19 protein-coding genes are annotated in these 21,136 nt (G+C 42.3%); 11 read left to right on the top strand and 8 right to left on the bottom strand.

What is annotated here, in order from left to right:
- Positions 1 to 81 precede the first annotated feature (81 nt).
- Together BMW53_RS04125 and BMW53_RS04120 are read right to left on the bottom strand one after the other, a co-directional pair.
- Positions 82 to 1,500, bottom strand: a complete 1,419-nt coding sequence (locus tag BMW53_RS04125) for a sugar transferase (protein ID WP_038558739.1) — start codon at positions 1,498 to 1,500, stop codon at positions 82 to 84.
- A gap of 91 nt (positions 1,501 to 1,591) precedes the next feature.
- Positions 1,592 to 2,404, bottom strand: coding sequence for a Gfo/Idh/MocA family oxidoreductase (locus tag BMW53_RS04120; RefSeq protein ID WP_157470809.1), 813 nt, complete (start codon positions 2,402 to 2,404; stop codon positions 1,592 to 1,594).
- Positions 2,405 to 2,620: 216 nt separating this feature from the next.
- On the opposite strand from BMW53_RS04120, the gene BMW53_RS04115 reads away from it, so the two are divergent.
- The 6 genes from BMW53_RS04115 to BMW53_RS04090 all read left to right on the top strand — a co-directional run bounded on the left by BMW53_RS04115 (position 2,621) and on the right by BMW53_RS04090 (position 8,694).
- Positions 2,621 to 3,271, top strand: coding sequence for a protein-L-isoaspartate(D-aspartate) O-methyltransferase (locus BMW53_RS04115; RefSeq protein WP_038558745.1), 651 nt, complete (start codon positions 2,621 to 2,623; stop codon positions 3,269 to 3,271).
- Positions 3,272 to 3,274: 3 nt separating this feature from the next.
- Positions 3,275 to 3,916: an MBL fold metallo-hydrolase gene (locus tag BMW53_RS04110; RefSeq protein WP_038558748.1), complete on the top strand. Its 642-nt coding sequence runs from the start codon at positions 3,275 to 3,277 to the stop codon at positions 3,914 to 3,916.
- 92 nt (positions 3,917 to 4,008) lie between these two features.
- Positions 4,009 to 6,885: an aminomethyl-transferring glycine dehydrogenase gene (gene gcvP, locus BMW53_RS04105; protein ID WP_038558751.1), complete on the top strand. Its 2,877-nt coding sequence runs from the start codon at positions 4,009 to 4,011 to the stop codon at positions 6,883 to 6,885.
- A 96-nt stretch (positions 6,886 to 6,981) separates the two neighbouring features.
- On the top strand, positions 6,982 to 7,296 hold the full coding sequence (locus BMW53_RS04100; protein WP_139178018.1) for a hypothetical protein: 315 nt from the start codon (positions 6,982 to 6,984) through the stop codon (positions 7,294 to 7,296).
- The gene (gene ispE, locus BMW53_RS04095) at positions 7,293 to 8,096 is read left to right on the top strand and encodes a 4-(cytidine 5'-diphospho)-2-C-methyl-D-erythritol kinase (protein ID WP_038558757.1); all 804 of its coding nucleotides are present in this window, start codon (positions 7,293 to 7,295) and stop codon (positions 8,094 to 8,096) included. Before BMW53_RS04100 ends, ispE begins: the two co-directional genes overlap by 4 nt.
- Positions 8,097 to 8,277: 181 nt before the next feature.
- On the top strand, positions 8,278 to 8,694 hold the full coding sequence (locus BMW53_RS04090) for a hypothetical protein (protein ID WP_139178017.1): 417 nt from the start codon (positions 8,278 to 8,280) through the stop codon (positions 8,692 to 8,694).
- A gap of 136 nt (positions 8,695 to 8,830) precedes the next feature.
- Here BMW53_RS04090 and BMW53_RS04085 read toward each other — a convergent pair whose 3' ends face one another.
- From BMW53_RS04085 to tgt, 4 genes are all read right to left on the bottom strand, one after another.
- Positions 8,831 to 9,157, bottom strand: a complete 327-nt coding sequence (locus BMW53_RS04085; RefSeq protein ID WP_038558763.1) for a biotin/lipoyl-containing protein — start codon at positions 9,155 to 9,157, stop codon at positions 8,831 to 8,833.
- Positions 9,158 to 9,177: 20 nt separating this feature from the next.
- Positions 9,178 to 10,722, bottom strand: coding sequence for an acyl-CoA carboxylase subunit beta (locus BMW53_RS04080; protein ID WP_038558766.1), 1,545 nt, complete (start codon positions 10,720 to 10,722; stop codon positions 9,178 to 9,180).
- Positions 10,723 to 10,985: 263 nt separating this feature from the next.
- Positions 10,986 to 12,065 (bottom strand): LptF/LptG family permease, encoded by a 1,080-nt coding sequence (locus BMW53_RS04075; RefSeq protein ID WP_038558769.1) that lies wholly within the window; start codon positions 12,063 to 12,065, stop codon positions 10,986 to 10,988.
- 6 nt (positions 12,066 to 12,071) lie between these two features.
- Complete coding sequence (tgt, locus tag BMW53_RS04070) at positions 12,072 to 13,199, bottom strand: tRNA guanosine(34) transglycosylase Tgt (protein ID WP_038558772.1); 1,128 nt, start codon at positions 13,197 to 13,199, stop codon at positions 12,072 to 12,074.
- A gap of 177 nt (positions 13,200 to 13,376) precedes the next feature.
- Between tgt and BMW53_RS04065 the strand changes: the two genes are divergently transcribed.
- From BMW53_RS04065 to rsmG, 3 genes are read left to right on the top strand one after another with little or no spacing between them, the layout of a single operon-like run.
- Positions 13,377 to 14,534, top strand: a complete 1,158-nt coding sequence (locus BMW53_RS04065; RefSeq protein WP_038558775.1) for a glycosyltransferase — start codon at positions 13,377 to 13,379, stop codon at positions 14,532 to 14,534.
- Positions 14,516 to 15,124 carry an RNA polymerase sigma factor gene (locus tag BMW53_RS04060; RefSeq protein ID WP_038558778.1) on the top strand — a complete coding sequence of 203 codons (609 nt, stop codon included), beginning with the start codon at positions 14,516 to 14,518 and terminating at the stop codon, positions 15,122 to 15,124. Before BMW53_RS04065 ends, BMW53_RS04060 begins: the two co-directional genes overlap by 19 nt.
- A 7-nt stretch (positions 15,125 to 15,131) precedes the next feature.
- Positions 15,132 to 15,752: a 16S rRNA (guanine(527)-N(7))-methyltransferase RsmG gene (rsmG, locus tag BMW53_RS04055; protein ID WP_038558780.1), complete on the top strand. Its 621-nt coding sequence runs from the start codon at positions 15,132 to 15,134 to the stop codon at positions 15,750 to 15,752.
- 85 nt (positions 15,753 to 15,837) lie between these two features.
- Here rsmG and BMW53_RS04050 read toward each other — a convergent pair whose 3' ends face one another.
- A complete protein-coding gene (locus tag BMW53_RS04050) occupies positions 15,838 to 16,884 on the bottom strand; it encodes an ATP-dependent 6-phosphofructokinase (RefSeq protein WP_038558783.1) in 1,047 nt (348 codons plus the stop codon).
- A gap of 204 nt (positions 16,885 to 17,088) precedes the next feature.
- Here BMW53_RS04050 and BMW53_RS04045 point away from each other — a divergent pair, with 204 nt between their 5' ends.
- Positions 17,089 to 17,850: a 3-keto-disaccharide hydrolase gene (locus BMW53_RS04045; RefSeq protein ID WP_038558798.1), complete on the top strand. Its 762-nt coding sequence runs from the start codon at positions 17,089 to 17,091 to the stop codon at positions 17,848 to 17,850.
- A gap of 337 nt (positions 17,851 to 18,187) precedes the next feature.
- On the opposite strand, the gene gldB is transcribed toward BMW53_RS04045, so the two are convergent.
- A complete protein-coding gene (gldB, locus tag BMW53_RS04040) occupies positions 18,188 to 19,204 on the bottom strand; it encodes a gliding motility lipoprotein GldB (protein WP_038558814.1) in 1,017 nt (338 codons plus the stop codon).
- Between the two features lie 149 nt (positions 19,205 to 19,353).
- Between gldB and BMW53_RS04035 the strand changes: the two genes are divergently transcribed.
- Positions 19,354 to 20,997: an NAD+ synthase gene (locus BMW53_RS04035; RefSeq protein ID WP_038558817.1), complete on the top strand. Its 1,644-nt coding sequence runs from the start codon at positions 19,354 to 19,356 to the stop codon at positions 20,995 to 20,997.
- Positions 20,998 to 21,136: the final 139 nt, after the last annotated feature.

Genomic DNA, 21,136 nt, shown 5'->3' with positions numbered 1-21,136 from the left:
GATTCCGGATGCTGGATTCTGAATACTTGATACTCGATTCTGGATACTGTGACTGAAAACTGCGACTGAATACTGATGGTATTATTTCCCGTTGCCTTTCACGCTAACCAGAATGGTGTAGATCAGGATTTTAAAATCGATGTATAGCGAAATGTTTTTCAGGTACATCATGTCGTAGGTAAGGCGTTCCAGCATTTCATCAATATTCGATGCATAGCCACATTTTACCTGCCCCCACGAAGTAATTCCGGGTCGCAGCTTATGCAGGTGGGTGTAATGCGGTGCCCGTTTAATAATTTGTTTAATGTAGTATTCGCGCTCGGGACGCGGCCCCACCAATGACATACTTCCCGTTATTACATTAAAAAACTGGGGAATTTCATCGAGGTGGGTTTTTCGCAGAAACCGGCCAATAGGTGTAATTCGTGAATCGTTTTCCGACGACAGGGCAGGCGAGCCATTTTCCGCTCCGTCAACCATGCTGCGCAACTTGTAAATGTAAAATGGTTTGCCGTATCGGCCTATGCGTTCTTGCTTGTAAATGATTGGCCCTTTCGATGTTGTTTTAATGATAATGGCCAGCACAATAAATAGCGGTAAAAACATAATAATGGCAATTACAGAGAGCAATACATCCAGTAAACGTTTAGTGTTTTGCTGCCAACCGGGCATTAGTCCGTTGCTGATTTTTATCAGCGGACTCCCGAATATGGTATTGGTTTTTGTAATGCCCGATAGCAAATCATACAAATCGGGGATTCCCCAAATGGTAATCTGCCGGTTTTCAATAATCGTAAGTATTTCACTCAGTTTATTGTGCTCGCTTGTTTCAAGCGCCAGAATTACCTCTTCAATTTGCTCCTTATCCAGAACGTTAAGAATGTCTTTTAAGTGGCCCAGCATAGGCAGCTGCTCGCCTAAAACGGAGTCGCTGTTTTCTTCGAGTTCGATAAAACCAACAAACTTATTTCCGGCAGGCCATACCTGACTTGTCATTTCGTTGTAAAGTTTAACTGCCTTTTCGTTACTTCCGATAATAAGTGTGTTAAAACCAATTTTCCGATGGTGTATTTTATGAATGGTTTGTGTGGTAAGTATCAGGCGGGAAATATAGGTGAGCGAAAAATGCATGCTAAACAGCGTGAACACCAGGTTGTAGTAGTTTTTATACGATCCAATCCAGTCGTCCAATAAAAATACAAAGAAAATGACCACAACTCCAACCACCGAGGTAAAGAAGGTTTGCCCCAGTTCCAGCAGCCGCGACCGCCGATAAATATTGTTGTAAAACCCAACAATGTAGTAAAAGGTAATCCAAAAAGCAGGGATAATCAGTAAGCCTAAATAGAATTGCGGAGTAAGTTCAAACGGAACATCCCATCCGTTAAAATGCTGGGGTTCAATAATCTCTTTTCGGTACACAAAAAAAGCAGCCCAGGCAAGCGCTGCAGCAATAAAATCGAAAAATAAATAGTTGGCTGTTTGCCGCGATTTATTCATTAACAGGCAATTAAGTCAGGTCGTTTTACAATCAATATTAAAAACGCCTTGTAATACATATTGTTGCCGTAAAAGTAGTTTTTTGTTGGTATTAATGAATAGAAAACTGCGCTATCTTTTTGTTGATTTTTTGGGTTACGTGCATGGCAATTAAATAATCATCAAGCGTAGATGTCTTTTTAATCTTTCCTTCAATTGCCTGAATAAAAGTATCCAGTTCATTCACCAGGCAGTCATCTGCAAAATCAATGGTTTTATTATCCGACAAATACTTTTCTTTGCTGAAATTAAATGTAGCAAACTGGTTGTCGGAATAAATTCTGACTTTAAAATTCTTCAGCGATTCCAGTTTTCCAAAATTCAGGTTAACTACCGAAGCATCGCCAAACTCAAGGCGTACGTTGGTAAATTTCGAGTTGTTATAACCCGGGAAAGTTACCGCACCAATTTTCTTCGGAGAAATGCCCGTAAGCTTCAACAGCATTAACAGCATGTAATACATCGATTTCTTTTCGGTTACATCGTTTTCGAAATTGGAATAATCGATAAACGCCGGGGTTTTAATGTTTTTATTTGCCCACTGAATGGCCGGCGAGAAAAAATACGGATTGGTAACCTGCACCACCGAGCGCGATTCGTTGATCAATTTATTAAGCTCGGTGCACTCATCGATGGTGAGATCGGGATATTCAGCACAAAATATGTGTTTCGATTTTTTTACAATATCGCGCATAAACTTAAACGGCATGGGCGTTGAGTTGTCCATGATAATCAAATCGGCGCGTTCAATTAATTCAACCCGGTTAAATTCCGGAATGGAATAATGAAAACCGGTCAGCTCTTCGCTCGATCCAACAGATGCTTTCCCAATAATATTGATTTGGGCGTTTTTCTTGATTTCCATTACAAATGGTTCAAGAATTTTAGTGTTCCCGATTAATCCAACATTTAACATAGTGCGCTATTTAAAAAGAATTTAAATGCAAATATAGAATACAGCCCAACATCTTTAAAACGAACAGGTGTTAATTTATCAACGTTAAATGTTAATATTCATTAGGCGTAGCAACTGTTGTTGGTAAGTATATTCGATTAATTTTGTGGTTATAGCTACGTAAAAATGATAAACGAAACATCGCGACATAAAGGCCTGCGCAAGCGTTTGGTTGAAGGCCTGAAAGTGAAGGGGATTCGAAATCCTTCGGTTTTGGAGGCTATTGGCAATGTGCCGCGCCATTTGTTTATGGATAGTGGTTTTATAAATTTTGCCTACAAAGATCAGGCATTTCCAATTGGTGCCGGACAAACCATTTCGCAACCCTATACGGTAGGTTTTCAAACCCAGCTGCTTGATGTGCAAAAGGGCGAAAAAATATTGGAAGTTGGAACCGGATCGGGCTACCAGGCTGCTGTTTTGGTTGAAATGGGAGCAAAGGTCTTTACCATTGAACGACAAAAAGAGTTGTACACCAAAACACATAAGTTTTTGCCATCGATAGGGTATAAGCCGGCCTGCTTTTTTGGCGACGGTTATAAAGGATTGCCCGATTTTGCGCCTTTCGATAAAATATTGGTAACGGCAGGTGCGCCTTCTGTGCCTCCAGATTTAAAATCGCAGCTGAAAATAGGCGGAAAACTTGTTGTGCCGGTGGGTAATGATAAACACCAGGATATGTGCGAAATTATCCGCACCGGCGAAAATGATTACACCATGAAAAAACATGGAGGCTTTGTTTTTGTTCCTCTCTTAAAAGGAACCGTAAATTTCTGATAAATGATAAAAGTTGAAAAGTTTGTAGTAAACCCATTGAGCCAGAATAGCCTGGTTCTAACCGACGAAGAAACAAAAGAATGTGTGTTGATCGATCCCGGGTTTTACTACGGAGAAGAGCAGGATGAAGTAAAATATTACATTGAAAGAAACGAGTTGAAACCGGTAAAAATAATCAATACCCATTGCCATTTCGACCATATTATGGGGGTTGATTTTATTCGCGATGAATACAAAATTCCGTTTTTGGCACATGCCGACGATGCCTTTTGGGTAGAGCGGGCTATCGATCAGGGGAAAATGTATGGTTTCAACATGCATTCGGTAAAGCCTATCGACGAATTTATTGAAGAGGGACAAACGATTAAGTTTGGGGAAGCAAGTCTCGAAGTTATTCATGTTCCGGGACACGCTCCCGGCCATGTAGTTTTTTACAGCCCAACCGATAACCTTTTAATTGCCGGCGATGTACTATTTTATGGCAGTATTGGCAGAACCGATTTGCCCGGCGGCGATTTTGATACCTTGATAACCAACATTAAAGAAAAACTTTTCCCGCTGCCAAACGATACAAAAGTATATTGTGGGCACGGCCCGGAAACCACACTTGGCTTTGAAAAAGAGAATAATCCGTTTTTAACCTGAAAATAAACACTTTAAAATTGTTTAAAGTCATGTTTTAAAATCCGTTCAGTTTATATACTTGCAGAAAATTCACTACAAAATAAATATTGCAAATGTCTCAGGATAGATTCGTTACACGCCATATTGGGCCACGAGGAGTAGAAATTGCCGAAATGCTTGAATATGTTGGCGTTTCGTCGATGGAAGAATTACTGGAACAAACAGTACCTTCAAACATCAGGTTGCAACAGCCGTTAAAAATGAAGGAAGGATTGTCGGAAAGAAAGTACTTCCGCCGCATTCTTGAACTGGCATCAATGAATAAAGTATTTAATACCTATATTGGAATGGGTTATTACGATACCATTACTCCGGCAGTGGTTTTGCGTAATGTGCTCGAAAATCCGGTGTGGTACACTTCTTACACACCATACCAGGCCGAGATTTCGCAGGGACGACTGGAGGCACTGTTGAACTTCCAAACCATGGTTTGTGGTTTAACAGGTATGGACATTGCCAATGCATCGTTGCTCGACGAGGCTACCGCAGCAGCCGAGGCGATGGTAATGATGGCCAACCTGCGTTCACGTAAAATGGTGAAGGCCGGAATGAATACCATTTTGGTGGATGAAAAGATGTGGCCACAAACGCACGATGTATTAAAAACACGTGCACTGCCGCTGGGATTCGAATTAAAAATTCAGCCAAAAGACGAATTTAATTTCGATGAGAATGTGTTTGGCGTAATCGTTCAGTATCCGAACTCGGATGGCGAAATAACTGATTATGCTGAGCTGGTTGAAAAAGCACACGAAAAAGAGATAAAAGTGGCTGTTGCTGCCGATTTGATGTCACTCGCCATTCTAATGCCTCCGGGAGAATGGGGAGCTGATATCGTATTCGGTAACTCGCAACGTTTTGGTGTGCCAATGGGATACGGAGGACCTCACGCAGCATTTTTCGCAGCCCGCGAAGAATTTAAACGAAACATGCCGGGACGTATTATTGGAGTAACCAAAGACATACACGGAAACCGGGCGCTTCGTATGGCATTGCAAACCCGCGAGCAGCACATTAAACGCGAAAAAGCAACATCAAATATTTGTACTGCACAGGCGCTGCTGGCTATTATGGCCGGTTTCTTTGGTGTTTATCACGGCCCTGAAGGTGTTATCGGAATTGCTGAGCGCATTCACAATATCGCTGCATTTCTTGCCATTGAAATTGAAAAACTGGGATATACCCAAATCAATAAAAACTTTTTCGATACCATCCGTTTTGCATTGCCAAAACATGTAATGCGCGAAGACATTGAATGGTTGTCGCTCGAGCTGGAAATGAACTTCCGCTACTTCGAAAATGGCGATGTAGGTATCAGTATCGACGAAACCACCAACCCGCAGGATATTGGCTGGATTATAGAAGTATTTGCAAAAGCTGCCAACAAAAAATGGCAGGTGGCCGAAGAATATCCTGAAGGATTTGAAATTGATGCTGCGTTTAAAAGAACATCGAAATTTATGACCGAGGAAGTGTTTAATAAGTACCGCTCGGAAACAGAGATGGTTCGTTACATTAAACGCCTGGCCAAAAAAGATATTTCATTAACACAATCGATGATCTCGTTGGGGTCGTGCACGATGAAGCTGAATGCAGCTACTGAAATGTTGCCGTTAAGCTGGATTGAATTTAACGGTTTACATCCGTTTGTGCCGAAAAACCAGGCTCGCGGTTACCACGAAATGATGGAAGAACTGCGCCGCGATTTGTCGGAAATTACCGGAATGGCCGATGTCAGCTTACAACCCAACTCAGGTGCTGCAGGTGAATATGCAGGATTGATGGTGATTCAGGAATACCACAAAAGCAGAGGCGAGGGCCAGCGCGATGTGGTGATTATTCCTTCTTCGGCGCACGGAACTAACCCGGCAAGTGCGGTAATGGCAGGCACAAAAGTAGTTGTGGTAAAATGCGATGAAAAAGGTAACGTTGATATGGACGACCTTCGTGCCAAAGCTGAATTGCATAAAGACCGGCTTTCGGCGTTTATGGTAACTTATCCGTCAACGCACGGGGTTTTCGAAGCTTCGATTATTGAAATGTGCGAGGTGATTCACGAAAATGGCGGTCAGGTTTATATGGACGGTGCGAATATGAACGCCCAGGTTGGATTAACCAATCCCCGACTGATTGGTGCCGATGTGTGTCACCTGAACCTGCATAAAACATTTGCTATTCCACACGGTGGAGGAGGACCTGGTGTGGGCCCGATTGGCGTTGCCAGTCACTTGGTGGAGTTTTTACCATCGCACCCGATAATGAATAACGGCCACGTGGGAATTACAGCTGTTTCTGCAGCTCCGTGGGGAAGTGCGTCGGTATTGCCGATTACGTACGGTTACATTAAAATGATGGGAGCTGAAGGCCTGACAGAAGCTACAAAACTGGCGATTCTGAATGCCAATTATATTGCAACCGCCTTGAAAGATAATTACGGAATATTATATACCGGCGAAAACGGTCGTGTGGCACATGAACTGATTTTAGAATGTCGCCACTTGAAAGCTTCAGCCGGAATTACAGAAGAAGACATTGCAAAACGTTTGATGGATTATGGTTTCCATGCACCAACGCTGTCGTTTCCTGTTCACGGTACTTTAATGATCGAGCCAACAGAAAGTGAATCGAAAGATGAACTGGATCGTTTTATAAGCGCGTTAAACTCGATTTTCGAAGAGGTGAAAGAAGTGGAGAACGGAGTTGCCGACAAGGCTGATAACGTACTGAAAAATGCACCGCACACAGCCCAGAGCGTTTGTGCCGATGAATGGACACACGCTTATGGCCGCGAAAAAGCTGCCTATCCGTTGGATTGGGTGCGCGAGAACAAATACTGGGTGCCGGTTGGCCGTGTTGATAATGCATGGGGTGATCGTAACCTGATTTGCACCTGCGGTTCGCCGGAGGAATACGAAGCTTTTGCTGACTAAAAAATAAATCTTTAGATAAATATTGAAAGCCGTCTGATTTTTCAGGCGGCTTTTTTACTGTATCAGGCGTTTTGTATGTTCTCCGAAAAACCGGAGGTGAAAATCAGCCGTCAGGTTTTAGCTCCAGAAAACCAGAGGTCTGAAAAAACAATCAGATTTCATCTCCGGGAAACCGGAGCAAAAAAATTGCGGTCATTTTTGACTTCCGAAAAACCGAAGACGAAAATCAGCAGTCGGATTTTAACTCCAGAAAACCGGAGGCCTAATAAAATGATCAGATTTCATCTCCGAAAAACCGGAGCAGAAAAACAGCGGTTGGTTTTGAGCTCCGAAAAACCGGAGATGGTTTTTCATCTTTCCATCTTGGTGGCGATTGTCCGAACGAATGAAAATTATATTTTTGCTGCATGATCACATTTCCCAATGCGAAAATAAATATCGGGCTGAATGTTGTGGAGAAAAGACCGGATGGTTATCACAACCTGGAAACCATTTTCTACCCGGTAAAATTGTCGGATGCCCTGGAAGTGGTCGAAGCCGGAGAAACTGCTTTTTCTTCATCGGGAATTGAGATTGATGCCACCGCGGAAAATAACCTCGTTTATAAAGCTTATTCTTTGCTTGCGGGGGATTTTGATCTATCTCCGGTAAAAATGCATTTACACAAGGTAATTCCGTTTGGTGCGGGGCTTGGTGGTGGTTCGGCCGATGCAGCTTTTGCCTTAAAAATGCTGAACGATTATTTTGTGTTGGGATTAACAACCACGCAGTTGGAAGATTACGCTGCCCGGATTGGTGCCGATTGTCCGTTCTTCATCGAAAACAAACCCACTTTTGCGCACGGCATTGGCGATCAGTTTAAACCGGTAAACCTCGATTTGTCGGCTTTCGAGATTGTTATCGTAAAACCATCTTTTTCGGTGAGTACTCCACAGGCCTACCGAAATATCGTTCCAACAAAACCCGGTTTTAACCTGCTGGAAATTGACCAGCTTCCCATTGAAGATTGGAAAACGGTGGTGAAAAACGATTTCGAAAAAAGCGTATTTCCGCAATTCCCCGAAATTGAAAACCTGAAAAATAGGCTTTACGAAGCAGGTGCCGTTTACGCTTCCATGTCGGGAAGCGGCTCGGCAGTATTTGGTATTTTTCGCCATTCACCGACAAATTTAGATAAATACCTACCTAAAGGTATTTTTATTTACCGATAGCCCCGGACGTTTACCGACCTTAAGAACTCATTAACATTTTTTTTATTCTTTTTAACAAAACGAGATGTAACCTTTGTACTCGTTAATAGTCATATTAACTGAAAACAAGAAAACAAAAAAGTCCTTTACGAAGGCATTTGAAAACAAACAATTAGTTAGAAAACAATTAGAAACAGAAAACATGAAAACTAGATTTAATTTAAAAACAGTTGCACTTATAATAGCCGTCATTTTTACAGTAGGAACAGCTAATGCAACAGAGAAAGTAACAAAAGCCTCGGGCCATGAGAATAGTTTTGAAGCATCGTTAAACCTCGAAAGTTGGATGATAAACGATGCAATTTGGAGCACTTCGGATGTAACAAATTTTGTTGAAGTGCAGGAAGAATCGCTGAATTTTGAAAACTGGATGACAAACAGCGATGTGTGGTCAACCGCAATCGATTGGGCAGCGAATACCGCCGAAGCCAGCCTTGAGTTGGAAAACTGGATGACTAACAAAATTGCCTGGGAAGTTGCACCAACTGCAATTGCAGAAACAGAAGGACATTTAGGCCTTGAGGAATGGATGATTAACGAAAGAGTTTGGAATTTGTAGATAAATAGAAAACGCGATTAGTTTTATTTGGATTTTTGAGGGTTGCCGAAAGGCAGCCCTTTTTTGTTTAAAAAGTGAAACAAAAAAACCGCACAAATTAATTGCGCGGTTTCATTATCACTGAACTCGTTTCGAGTTATTTTGTCGGTTTAATTTCAATCATCAAATGGCGGTTAGGAATAACCTCGCCTTTTTTAACGTGAATTTTTACTATCTCTCCATCAAAAGGCATTCGTACCTGGTTTTCCATCTTCATTGCCTCTAGCAATAAAAGTGTTTCACCTTCTTTCACCTTTTGTTTTGTTTTTACAAACAGATCGATTATCGTTCCCGGAATGAATGAATAGAGTTCATTTGGATCGGGGGTTATGTATTTAACCCTGTTCTCAAATCTTTGGGTATAAGTTGTTTTGTATACAGCTCCTTGAATTACAAGGTTTTTAAGCTCTTTTTCTTCTGCCATAATGCAATTCTTTTAGTGGTTTAAAACGGAGGAATTCCATGTTTTTTAGCTGGCATTGAAGCACTTTTGTTTTCAGAAACCTGCAGGGCATGTAATATGCGCGCACGTGTTTCGCTAGGCTCGATTACCTCATCGATATAGCCTTGTGCAGCTGCAACATAAGGATTGGCAAACTTTTCTTTGTACTCCTCAATTTTTTGCTGGCGCATTTCTTCCGGATTTTCGGCTTCCGCAATTTCTTTACGGAAAACGATGTTAGCAGCACCTTCTGGTCCCATAACCGCAATTTCGGCTGTTGGCCATGCAAAAACAAAGTCGGCACGTAGGTGACGCGAATTCATGGCAATGTAACCACCACCATAGGCTTTACGCACAATTACAGTAATTTTGGGTACGGTAGCTTCGCTGTATGCATAAAGAATTTTTGCGCCGTGACGAATAACTCCGGCATGCTCCTGGTCAACTCCCGGCAAGTATCCCGGAAGATCTTCCATGGTAACAATAGGAATGTTAAAAGCATCGCAATAACGGATAAAACGGGCTGCTTTGTCCGAACTGTCAATGTCGAGTACGCCGGCAAGTACCATTGGCTGGTTGGCAACAAAACCAACAGTTTCGCCATTCATGCGACCAAAACCAACGATGATGTTTGGGGCAAAACGCTCCATAACCTCGAAAAATTCAGAACCGTCGGTGATGCTTTTTAATACATCGCGCATGTCGTATGGTATTCTTGGATCGGCAGGGACAATGTCTTCAACCTTAACTCCTTTTAGAGGATTTTTAGGTTTATGTGGCAATGCTTTTTTCAGGTTGCTACGTGGAATAAAGCTGATCAGTGTTTTTATCTGATCGAAACATTCCATTTCGGTTTCGGCATAGAAATGTGCATTTCCAGTAACTTCGGCATGTACTTTTGCACCGCCGAGTTCTTCCATCGAAACTTCTTCACCCAAAACTGATTTAACTACCGATGGTCCGGTGATAAACATTTTCGAAATGTTTTCTACCACAAAAACAAAGTCGGTAAGTGCAGGCGAATATACCGCTCCACCAGCGCAAGGGCCAAGAATTACAGAGATTTGTGGAATTACTCCTGATGCCAGTGTGTTGCGGAAGAAAATCTCTCCGTAGCCGGCCAGGGAGTTAACACCTTCCTGGATACGCGCACCCCCCGAGTCGTTGATACCAATTAATGGAACACGCATTTTCAGCGCATGATCCATAATTTTTGTGATTTTACGCGCATGCATTAAGCCCAGCGAACCACCGGCAACGGTAAAGTCCTGGGCAAAAATGCAAACCGGTTTGTCGTAGATGGTACCGGTACCGATAATAACACCGTCGCCATGTAAGGTTTTGCCTTCCATGCCAAAATCTTTGGCGGCGTGTTCTACAAATAAATCGTATTCGTGAAATGAGTTTTTATCTAACAAGGCCAGGATACGTTCACGGGCTGTGAGCTTACCCATTTTTACTTGTTTCTCAATGGCTTTATCTCCACCACCTTTTTGTACTTCTTTCTTTCTTTTACGAAGATCGAGTACGTTACTTCTTAGTGACATAAAGTATTTTTTTAGTTATAAATTTCCCGGTAGCTGACCGGTGTTATTTTTCTTTAGCGTGGGCAAAATTATAATTTTTTTTAATTGCCGTGGGCTTATGTATTCCTGTACTACGGAAATTAACCAACATAGGTTCAATGTCTTCGAATTATTGTATTGTATGTTTGAAAAATTACAGGATATGTGAGTTGGGATACCTGGTTAGGTTACGATATTCTGCATCCAGCATCCAGTATCCAGCATTCAGCATCCAGTATTTATTCCTACCGGGCCGCCCAGCGATAAACGAATAATGCGAGTATGGCATATATCAGATTCGGAAGCCAGATGGCAAAAATGATTGGAACAGTTCCGCTAACGGCAAATACGGTTGAAATTTGCATAAACAGGATGTAAGAGAAAGCCAGCAAAAGTCCCAGCCCAATGTGCAGCCCCAAGCCTCCTTTTACTTTTCGCGATGCCAATCCGGCGCCAATAAGTGTTAAAATGAAAGCTGCAAACGGATTTGCAATACGTTTATGTTTTTCAATTTCCCATTCAATGGTGTTTACACCACGCATCTTCATTAATTTAATTTCTTTTAAAAGTGCCGGTGTGGTAAAGGTTTCCATTTCGTTGCTCAGGCGTTGAAAATCGCCCGGAACCATATTAAGAGTGGTGTCCATGCGGTATCCTTTTTCGAAGGTTTCATGATCCTCAAAAATGTTTCTTTTCCAGTACGAATTTATTACCCACTTACCGGTTTCCTTGTCCCAGCGAATGTTTTGTGCCGTAAGTTTTTCCTTTAGTTCTGAGTCTTCAAAACGCTCTAAGGTAAAACGCATGCCTACATTGTTTGAATTGAAACTTTGCATGTAAATGTAAGTGCCGGGCTCAATTTGCCGGTGAATATTTCGTTCGGTACCAACCGATTTGCTTCTGATATAATTGTGCCTGAAATCGTTCATGGTTTTATTGGCGGGCGGAATAACATAGTTGCCCAGCATAAACGAAAACAGTGCAATTACAAGTGCCGAAACCAGGTAAGGCCGCATTAATCGGCTATAGGAAACACCGTTACTTAAAATGGCAATAATCTCGGTGTTGTAGGTCATTTTCGAGGTAAAGTAAATTACCGCGATAAAGGTAAACAGCGGGCTGAACAGGTTGGCAAAATAGGGGATAAAGTTCATGTAATAGTCAAAAACAATATCCTTAACCGGAATGTCCTTGGAAAGAAATTCGTCGAGGTTTTCCGAAATATCGAAAACAATAGCGATACTTAAAATCAGACCAATGGCATAAAAGAAAGTTCCCAGGAACTTTTTCGAAATGTAAAAATCTATTGTTTTATACCACTTCATATTTTTCTACAGTCTTTCTTTTAGTTTTAGTACCATTTCGTTTTTCCAGCTTACAAAATCGCCGCTCTGAATTTTTTGGCGGGCTGTTTTTACCAGCCACAGATAAAATGCCAGGTTGTGCTGGCTTGCAATTTGCGCGCCAAGCATTTCGTTCGAAATTATAAGATGGCGAAGATAAGCTTTTGAATAATGGTCAACAAACGATGTTCCGTTTTCATCGATGGGAGAGTGGTCGTTTTCCCATTTTTTATTGCGGATATTGATGATTCCTTCGCTGGTAAACAACATTCCGTTGCGCCCGTTTCGGGTAGGCATCACACAATCGAACATGTCAATTCCGCGGTGAATGCCTTCGAGTATATTTACAGGAGTTCCAACACCCATTAAATAGCGTGGTTTATTTTCAGGAAGATCGGCAGTGCATACTTCCGTCATTTCGTACATTTCCTGTTCTGTTTCACCAACCGATAATCCACCGATAGCATAACCATCGGCATCAAAAGTTTTTACGTGAGCCACGGCAGCTTTCCGCAAATCGGTAAATGTATTTCCCTGAACAATAGGGAACAGCGTTTGCGCATAACCATATTTTGGTTCGGTGCTGTTAAACTGTTTAAAACAGCGCTCCAGCCAGCGTTGCGTCAATTGCAGCGATCGTTTGGCATAGTTGTAATCGGCATCGCCCGGTGTGCACTCATCAAAGGCCATAATAATATCGGCGCCAATGGTACGCTGAATGTCCATTACATTTTCGGGCGTAAACATATGGTACGATCCATCGATATGCGACTGAAAACGCGCTCCCTCTTCACTTAGTTTACGAATATCGCCCAGCGAAAAAACCTGGAAACCACCGCTGTCGGTTAAAATAGGGCGGTTCCAGCGATTGAATTTGTGTAGGCCACCAGCTTTTTCAATCACATCAATTCCGGGGCGTAAATACAAATGGTAGGTATTCCCCAAAATAATTTGTGCATTAATATCCTCTTTTATATCGCGGGTGTGAATCCCTTTCACCGAGCCGGCTGTTCCAACCGGCATAAATATTGGCGTTTCAATTGTTCCGTGGTCGGTGGTAATTACACCGGCCCGGGCACGCGAGTTATCTGTTGTTTTCTGTAGTTCGAATTGCATTTGTGTAAAATTGCGTGGCAAATATAGCTATTTCGCCCGAATTCAACTTGGTTAAAACACGCCAGAGGCTGTTAATAAAAACTAATTACTGTAAACAATTTCGAACTGATAAAAGAAATTGGTATGGGTAATTTTGCTACTATTGCCTAGTTTTTAATACCGAATTTTCTTCTTTCTATGATCCGTGAGTTGTTGGATACTTTTAACACCTTAACAACAATACAGTTGTTGGTGCTTGTGGTGGCTGCTTTATTGTGGCTGTTACAGTTTTTGTATTTGCTTTTTTTTCCGCTGCGGGTACTTGTTAAAACAAAAGCAAAACCGGTTACTACCGAAATGGCCCCGTTATCGGTGTTAATGGTGGTACGGAACGAAGAAGAAAATTGCCGCGAAACTTTGCCCCGACTGCTGAATTTAGAAAATCAGGATATGGAAGTTGTGGTTGTGGATGATTATTCGCAGGACAATACATTGTCGGTACTCGGATTGTTAAAGCAACGCTACCAACGAATAAAACTCTCTTCGCTGAGCCAGGAAACACGGTATTCAGAAAAATTAGCACAAAATATTGCCTTAAAATCGGCCGAAAAGGATTGGGTATTGTTGTATCCGGTAAGCGCACAAAATCCAACGCAAGACTGGTTGAACGAAATGGATAAAGCAACCGCTGACCCGGTGTTGGTAAAACTGGCTTATACAACTGTTGCTGCAAACAATAACCGGTTTAATAAATTTTACCGCATCGAAAATTTCTTTCAGCAGGTAAGAAGCGCGTCGTACTCGCTTAACGGGTTAGCCTTTGTTTATAACGAGGAAAATGTTGCGTTTAAAAGAGCTGAATACTTTAAGCTGGGCGGTTTTGGCACCCAAGTACTGGAGCCATATGCAAACCTCGAACTGGTGATAAACCGTTTTATCCGAAAGGAAAATGTTGAGCTGTGTTTCAACGAAAAAAACATTCTTACCAAACAGGTTGTGGTTGATGGTTCGGCGTTTAAAGATATAGTTCGAAAAAGCATTCGGATTGAGAAGCATCTGAGCAAACCAAAACAGTTTGTATTGCTTCTCGACAGGTTAATACAGTTGCTGTATCCACTTTTTGTTGCACTTGTTTTACTGCTTGCGTTCAAGTTTTGGCCTGTTGTTGCAATTCTGGTGGCAGTTAAGTTGCTGGTTTTCATGGTTATCATAAAAATATTGCAGAATCGTTTGAATGAACGTAAATTATTCATAACTTCGTTAGTGTTCAGTTTTATAATGCCTTTTTATAAACTTTTTTTCAGGTGGAACTTTAATCGGCAAAGTAAAAATCACAAATGGAAAAACAAGGGGTAATACTATCGGAAAAAGCACGACAGGACTACGAGCTTGTAAAAGCTGCGTTAGCCGGCAACGATAAAGCTTTTGCCCGATTGTTAAACCGCTACAAAGATGCCATTTATTTTATGCTGCTAAAGATGGTGAATAACCGCAGCGATGCCGAAGACCTGACATTGGAAGCATTCGGTAAGGCATTTAAAAGTCTTCATCAATACTCGCCAACGTACGCATTCAGTACCTGGTTGTTTAAAATTGCATCGAACAATTGCATCGATTTTTTACGAAAGAAAAAGGGCGTGCACGTACCCATTGAAAACAACGGGCAGGATGACAACAGCGAAACGATAAAACTACGCTCGAAAGACCCTGACCCGGAAGAAAAGTTGATCCGTCAGCAAAAAGCTATTTTATTGCGGCTTGTTGTGCGAAAGTTAAAGCCGCGTTATCAAATCCTGGTCGAACTCCGTTATTTCAGGGAATTTTCGTACGAAGAAATTGCAAAAGAGTTAGATTTGCCCCTCGGAACAGTTAAAGCACAGCTTTTCAGAGCTCGCGAAATGCTGTTTAAAATGATTGAAAGCACCGAGATAGGCAGAAAAGATTAACTTTTGTATGGATTTAATTCTAAAGTATTTTCCCCACTTAACCGACACCCAGATTGAACAGTTTAAACAATTGGAACCGTTGTACGCCGATTGGAATGCCCAAATAAATGTAATCTCCAGAAAAGATTTTTCTGAATTTTACGAGCGCCATGTATTGCACTCATTGGGTATTGCAAAGTTTATCCGTTTCAACGATAAAACGAAAGTGCTGGATGTGGGAACCGGTGGTGGTTTTCCCGGAATACCGCTGGCTATAATGTTTCCCGGGGTACAGTTTCATTTGGTTGATTCGATTGGGAAGAAAATTAAAGTGGTAAACGGCGTTGCCCAATCGCTGGGATTAAAAAATGTACGTGCCGATCAGGTTCGTGCCGAGGAGTTAAAAGAAAAGTACGATTTTGTTGTGAGCCGCGCGGTTACACGTTTGCCCGATTTTGTGAAGTGGATTAGAACAAACATTTCGAAGAAACAACAAAATGCACTGCCCAACGGAGTTATTTATTTAAAGGGAGGCGATCTTACCGCAGAAGTAAAGCCTTTCGGAAAACGAATATTTCTGCAGGACCTGTCGCAATTTTTCGAAGAACCATTTTTCGAAACCAAAAAGGTATTGCATTTGCCACTGTAGAAACATTATTTTAAAAGAAAGCCGGCTTGACTCAACAAACCGGCTTTCTTCCTATTAATCCTTAATCGATAATCCTTTATCCTTTCTATTGGTATTCGTCGCCAAACGAAACACCCATTTTTCGTGCTTTATCAATCAGCCCCAAATCGGGTTCTACCAGGCGTAGTTTACCACCAACCTCTTCCAAAGGCACAGTGGTAAGTTGGTTGTCTTTAATAGCCACCATAGTTCCAAAGTTTTCGTTGGCAATACATTGGGCTGCAAAAGCTCCGTAACGTGTTGCCAGAATCCGATCCATTGGCGTTGGCGATCCACCACGCTGAATGTAACCCAAAACTGTTTCGCGGGTTTCAATATTGGTGTAGGTTTGAATAGCCTGTGCAATATGTGTTGCTGCCGATACCTCTTTCGGGTGGTCGATACCTTCGGCAACTACAACAATTGAGTAGGGTTTATTGCTTTCGTAACGGCTTTCAATTTTCTTGCAAACCGAGCGGATATTATAGTTCAGTTCAGGTAACAAAATAATATCGCCGCCACCGGCAAGCCCCGAATACAGTGCCAGCCAACCGGCGTGGTGCCCCATAATTTCAATAATCATTACGCGCTGGTGCGAGTTGGCAGTGGTGTGCAGCCGGTCGATGGCATCGGTAGCAATTTGCACGGCCGAATCAAAACCGAAAGTTACATCGGTGCCCCACACATCGTTGTCAATGGTTTTCGGAATTCCAACCACATTCATCCCTTCCTGAGCCAGAAGGCTTGCGGTTTTCATGGTTCCGTTACCACCAATGCAAACTACGGCATCAAGCCCCAGTTTCTTATAATTCTTTAATATTTTGTGCGGTTTGTCCTCTACATCTTTGCCGTTTTTCTTCCCTTTGTAAGGCTTTTCGCGCGAGGTGCCCAGAATGGTTCCACCAAGCGTAAGTATGCCCGAGAGTGCCGATTCTTTCAGTTCGATGTAGTCGCCGTTAATTAAGCCCGAATAGCCGGCGTTAAACCCCAGCACTTCCATGCCGTATTCAACTATCGCTGTTTTTCCAACGCCCCTGATTGCTGCATTCAGTCCCGGACAATCGCCCCCTGCAGTCAAAATACCAATTCTTTTTGGCTTTGCTGAAGTACTCATAGTATCTGTTTTAAATTCCTCTATTTTCTAATTATCTACCGAATTTACAAAAGAACTTTCTAAAACCGATGCTCAGGCCTGCTAAATACTGTAATTTCTGATTTCTTTTTTTAGCCAGATAAAAACCCTCTAACTATTTTTGTACATTCGCACGTCGTTTGAAAAAATGGCATTTTAATCTTTAACCAATTAAATGTAATAGAAATGAGAAAGTTTTTTTCACTTTTAATGGCTACTGCCTTGGTGTTTTCTATCTCGTGTAAGAGTACAAAAACAGGAGGTTCGGCCGGTTTAAATCAATTAACAAAAAAAGAAAAAGAAGAGGGCTGGGTATTGCTTTTCGATGGCAAAACCAGCGAAGGATGGCGTGGTAACAACAAAGATCATTTTCCAACAGGATGGCAAGTTGTTGACGGAACGTTACACTGCAAAAAATCAGGTCAGGGTGAAGCCGGAGCACGCGATGGTGGCGATATTATTACTACCAAAGAATACTCGAATTTTCACCTGAAACTGGAATGGAAAATTGCAGAAGGCGGTAACTCCGGTATTTTCTACTTAGGAAAAGAGCACGAAGGATGGCCAATTTACAAAACGGCTCCTGAAATGCAGGTGTTGGATAACGAGCGTCACCCTGATGCATTGTTAGGAAAAGACGGTAACCGCAAAGCCGGTTCGTTATACGACCTGATTCCTGCAAAACCACAAAATGCAAAACCTGCAGGCGGATGGAATACCGTTGAAATTATTTGCTACAACGGAACAGTTGTGCACAAACAAAATGGCGAAACAGTTGTAGAATACCACTTGTGGACCGACGACTGGAAAGAGCTGGTTGCCGGCTCGAAATTCCCGGGATTAAACCCTGACTGGGCAAACGTGGCCAAAGAAGGTGTTATTGCCTTGCAAGACCATGGCGACGATGTGTGGTTTCGCAACATCAAAATTAAAGAAATGAATTATTAAGCTTTTTAGCTAATAAACACAGGCCCGGTAGTTTTTCTGCCGGGCTTTTTTTGTTTCAGACCTTCAAGGTTTTCAAAACCTTGAAGGTCTCTCATTTTGATGCAATTCAGGGATGTCATCTTTATGTGCGCTAAAATTAAAATGACATCCTTCCTGCAAAGCATCCTTTGTCAATGCTCAAATATCCAATAATCAATTTTGAATAACCAATATCCAATATCCAATATCTAGTGACCAATGACCAGTGTCCAGTGACCAACGCCTAACAGAACCATCCTTCGACTTCGCTCAGGATGACTGAGATCTGCGAATCTAGTGGCTGGCAGCTCGTAGCTAATCACTCCGGATTATACCCCGAATCGTTAAGTATTTGCTGAAAATCATAATTCGCCATCAGTTCGGGCAAAGTAATTTCCGGGTGTTTTTTCATGTATTGGCGTACAATCTGCCAGCCGATCCATACACCGGTTCGTCCGGGCGAATCGAGCGGAAAACCACTGGTTGACGGTGCCGGGTTAATGTAGCGGATAATGTTCATCCGCTTGCTGTTGTACAACAACTCGTGCTCAATAAGGTAAGTCCACATTTGCGGTTCATTCATCTGGCACCACTCCAGTTGCTGTGTGGTGTAGCCAATTTTTAACGAGTCTTCCATACCGGGAAGCATCGCATCAACCAGGTACATCAGTTTGCCTTTTTCAACCATATTGCCCAGCAGGTTGGTGGCGCGGTCTTCGTGCTCAAATTCGGTAATCGCCCACGCAAATGCCACGTCCGACAAAATCTTGTTTTTGTGCATGTTTTGTACTTTATACTGAGGCGTAGTTTGTAATTGCTCGTAGTACTTACAATCGCGCCCCAGGTATTTGTCTAGGCTGATACCGATACTGTTTTCGGCCGTAACCACCGATTGGTTAAATCCCGAAATATAAGTGTAAATGGTTGGCAGTTCTTTTTCGGGGAAATGATAGCTGTAATACTTAAATGCTTTGGTCAGGCCTTTTTCCAGTTTTTTTAGGTTGGGGAATACCGAGTCGGTTTTTAGTTTTACGTCTTTAATCAGCGAGTCGTTTAAAAACAGGCTAATCATTGCTGGAAAATCATCGTCGCCAATTCCGCCTACCTGAATTACGCGATAAGTGTACAGATTAAAAAAATCGGGGTAGGCGTTGCTCAGTTCCGTAAGTGTTTCCAGCGTGTCTTTTCCTTCCAGATTAAAAAGCTGCTCGCCAAAGCGCACTACTTCAACTTCTTTCTCAATATCCGAGATATTTACTTTTAACGGATTTCGTTTACATGAAAAGAAAATCAGGGCAATTGCGCCCATAAAAACCACTGCTTTTGTCCACTTCATTTTACAAGAAATTTAAATCATTACGCTTACACTTCTTATTTATTGCAAAACTGAACTAAAAATTGGAGATTTGCAATCGTCATTCTTATAAAACAAACTTCGGTCTTCTCCCGATTGTATTCGGGACGACTTCCGTCTAATTTTGAAAAATGAAAGTTGCACTGGCACAGTTAAATTATACCATCGGCGATTTTGAAGGAAATGCGTCGAAGATTATTGCAGAGATCAATCGCCTAAAACAAGAGGACGTTGATTTGGTTGTTTTTTCCGAATTGTCGGTATGCGGTTATTACCCGCACGATTTGCTGGAGAAAAAGGAGTTTATTGCAAAAGCCGATGATGCTGTTGCCGAAATAGCAAAGCATTGCCACGGAATTGCGGCTTTGGTTGGCGCGCCTCGAATAAACCAGCATGAACGAGGTAAAACACTTTTTAACGCGGCACTGTTTCTGGCCGATGGCGAAATAAAAAGCAGCCATAACAAAACGCTGCTGCCTACCTACGATATTTTTGATGAATACCGTCATTTTGAGCCGAACCGCGAGTTTAGTTTGGTAGAATACAAAGGCGAAAAAATTGCCGTTACCATTTGCGAAGACCTGTGGGATGAACAGCCAACGGCCAACGAATTTGGAAAGGATAAGCTCTACTCCATATCGCCAATGGAAGAACTGGCAAAGCTGAATCCCGATTTTGTGGTGAATCTTTCGGCGTCGCCATTTTCGTACAATCAGGAAGGCTGGCGCAAAAATGTACTGATTACAAAAGCAAAAAAATACGGCCTGCCCATTTTGTATTGCAACCAGGTGGGAGCACAAACCGAGCTGGTTTTTGATGGCGGATCGGTGTATATCGATGCTACCGGCGAAATTGTAAAGGAGTTGAAATATTTCGAAGAGGATTGTCTGGTGCTTGATACCACGGCTTTGGGCGAAAAAGAACTGCAACCAAAAGTTGATTACATCGAGAAAATACATGATGCGCTGGTACTGGGCATCCGCGATTATTTTAAAAAGATGGGTTTTAAGCAGGCTACACTTGGATTGTCGGGCGGAATTGATTCGGCAGTTACCGTTGTTCTGGCGGTTCGCGCATTGGGTGCCGAAAATGTGCGCGTGTTGTTAATGCCATCGAAATATTCTTCGGACCACAGCGTGAATGATGCCCGCGAGCTGGCCGAAAACCTGGGCATTCGTTACGATGTGGTGAATATTCAGTCGGCAGTCGATCAGTTTGAAACGGCGCTGGCTCCACTATTCGAAGGCTGCTCGCCTGATGTTACCGAAGAAAATATTCAGGCACGTGCCCGTGGAATTTACATGATGGCGATTTCGAATAAATTCGGCCACATTCTGCTAAATACCACCAATAAAAGTGAGTGTGCGGTGGGTTACGGTACGCTGTACGGCGACATGAACGGTGGTTTGGCCGTGCTGGGCGATGTTTACAAGCTGGATGTGTTTAAACTGTCGCGGTTTATGAATAAAGACGGCGAAGTTATTCCGGAGAATACCATTGTAAAACCACCGTCGGCCGAGTTGCGCCCCGACCAGAAAGATACCGACTCGTTGCCTGAGTACGAAGATCTGGATACCATGCTTTTTAACTACATTGAATTAAATAAATCGCCAAAAGAAATTGCTGCTTTAGGTTATGATGAAGCAGTAGTCCGACGAGTTATTAGAATGGTAAATACCAATGAATACAAGCGTTTTCAGGCCGCTCCTATTTTAAGAGTAAGTTCAAAAGCTTTTGGCTTCGGACGAAAAATGCCGCTGGTTGCCCGTTATTAGCCAGGTAAATTTTTTATCCACCATTTTTAAGGGTTGTTGTTAATGGTATTATTGCGGTTTGAGGTAAAATAACTGTTAAAAAAGAGTCAATTTTAACATTTTTTTTTAGCTTTGATGCTGTAAAACATACAGACGGGTA

It is taken from the genome of Draconibacterium orientale (genome assembly GCF_900111425.1).
GTDB classification, from domain to species: Bacteria; Bacteroidota; Bacteroidia; order Bacteroidales; family Prolixibacteraceae; genus Draconibacterium; species Draconibacterium orientale.
This window is presented reverse-complemented; position numbering and strand designations above follow the sequence as displayed.

Coding starts and splice junctions, on each gene's coding strand:
- BMW53_RS04125 (WP_038558739.1), bottom strand. CDS start 1,500: ATGAATAAATCGCGGCAAACAGCCAACTATTTATTTTTCGATTTTATT.
- BMW53_RS04120 (WP_157470809.1), bottom strand. CDS start 2,404: ATGGAAATCAAGAAAAACGCCCAAATCAATATTATTGGGAAAGCATCT.
- BMW53_RS04115 (WP_038558745.1), top strand. CDS start 2,621: ATGATAAACGAAACATCGCGACATAAAGGCCTGCGCAAGCGTTTGGTT.
- BMW53_RS04110 (WP_038558748.1), top strand. CDS start 3,275: ATGATAAAAGTTGAAAAGTTTGTAGTAAACCCATTGAGCCAGAATAGC.
- gcvP (WP_038558751.1), top strand. CDS start 4,009: ATGTCTCAGGATAGATTCGTTACACGCCATATTGGGCCACGAGGAGTA.
- ispE (WP_038558757.1), top strand. CDS start 7,293: ATGATCACATTTCCCAATGCGAAAATAAATATCGGGCTGAATGTTGTG.
- BMW53_RS04090 (WP_139178017.1), top strand. CDS start 8,278: ATGAAAACTAGATTTAATTTAAAAACAGTTGCACTTATAATAGCCGTC.
- BMW53_RS04085 (WP_038558763.1), bottom strand. CDS start 9,157: ATGGCAGAAGAAAAAGAGCTTAAAAACCTTGTAATTCAAGGAGCTGTA.
- BMW53_RS04080 (WP_038558766.1), bottom strand. CDS start 10,722: ATGTCACTAAGAAGTAACGTACTCGATCTTCGTAAAAGAAAGAAAGAA.
- BMW53_RS04075 (WP_038558769.1), bottom strand. CDS start 12,065: ATGAAGTGGTATAAAACAATAGATTTTTACATTTCGAAAAAGTTCCTG.
- tgt (WP_038558772.1), bottom strand. CDS start 13,199: ATGCAATTCGAACTACAGAAAACAACAGATAACTCGCGTGCCCGGGCC.
- BMW53_RS04065 (WP_038558775.1), top strand. CDS start 13,377: ATGATCCGTGAGTTGTTGGATACTTTTAACACCTTAACAACAATACAG.
- BMW53_RS04060 (WP_038558778.1), top strand. CDS start 14,516: ATGGAAAAACAAGGGGTAATACTATCGGAAAAAGCACGACAGGACTAC.
- rsmG (WP_038558780.1), top strand. CDS start 15,132: ATGGATTTAATTCTAAAGTATTTTCCCCACTTAACCGACACCCAGATT.
- BMW53_RS04050 (WP_038558783.1), bottom strand. CDS start 16,884: ATGAGTACTTCAGCAAAGCCAAAAAGAATTGGTATTTTGACTGCAGGG.
- BMW53_RS04045 (WP_038558798.1), top strand. CDS start 17,089: ATGAGAAAGTTTTTTTCACTTTTAATGGCTACTGCCTTGGTGTTTTCT.
- gldB (WP_038558814.1), bottom strand. CDS start 19,204: ATGAAGTGGACAAAAGCAGTGGTTTTTATGGGCGCAATTGCCCTGATT.
- BMW53_RS04035 (WP_038558817.1), top strand. CDS start 19,354: ATGAAAGTTGCACTGGCACAGTTAAATTATACCATCGGCGATTTTGAA.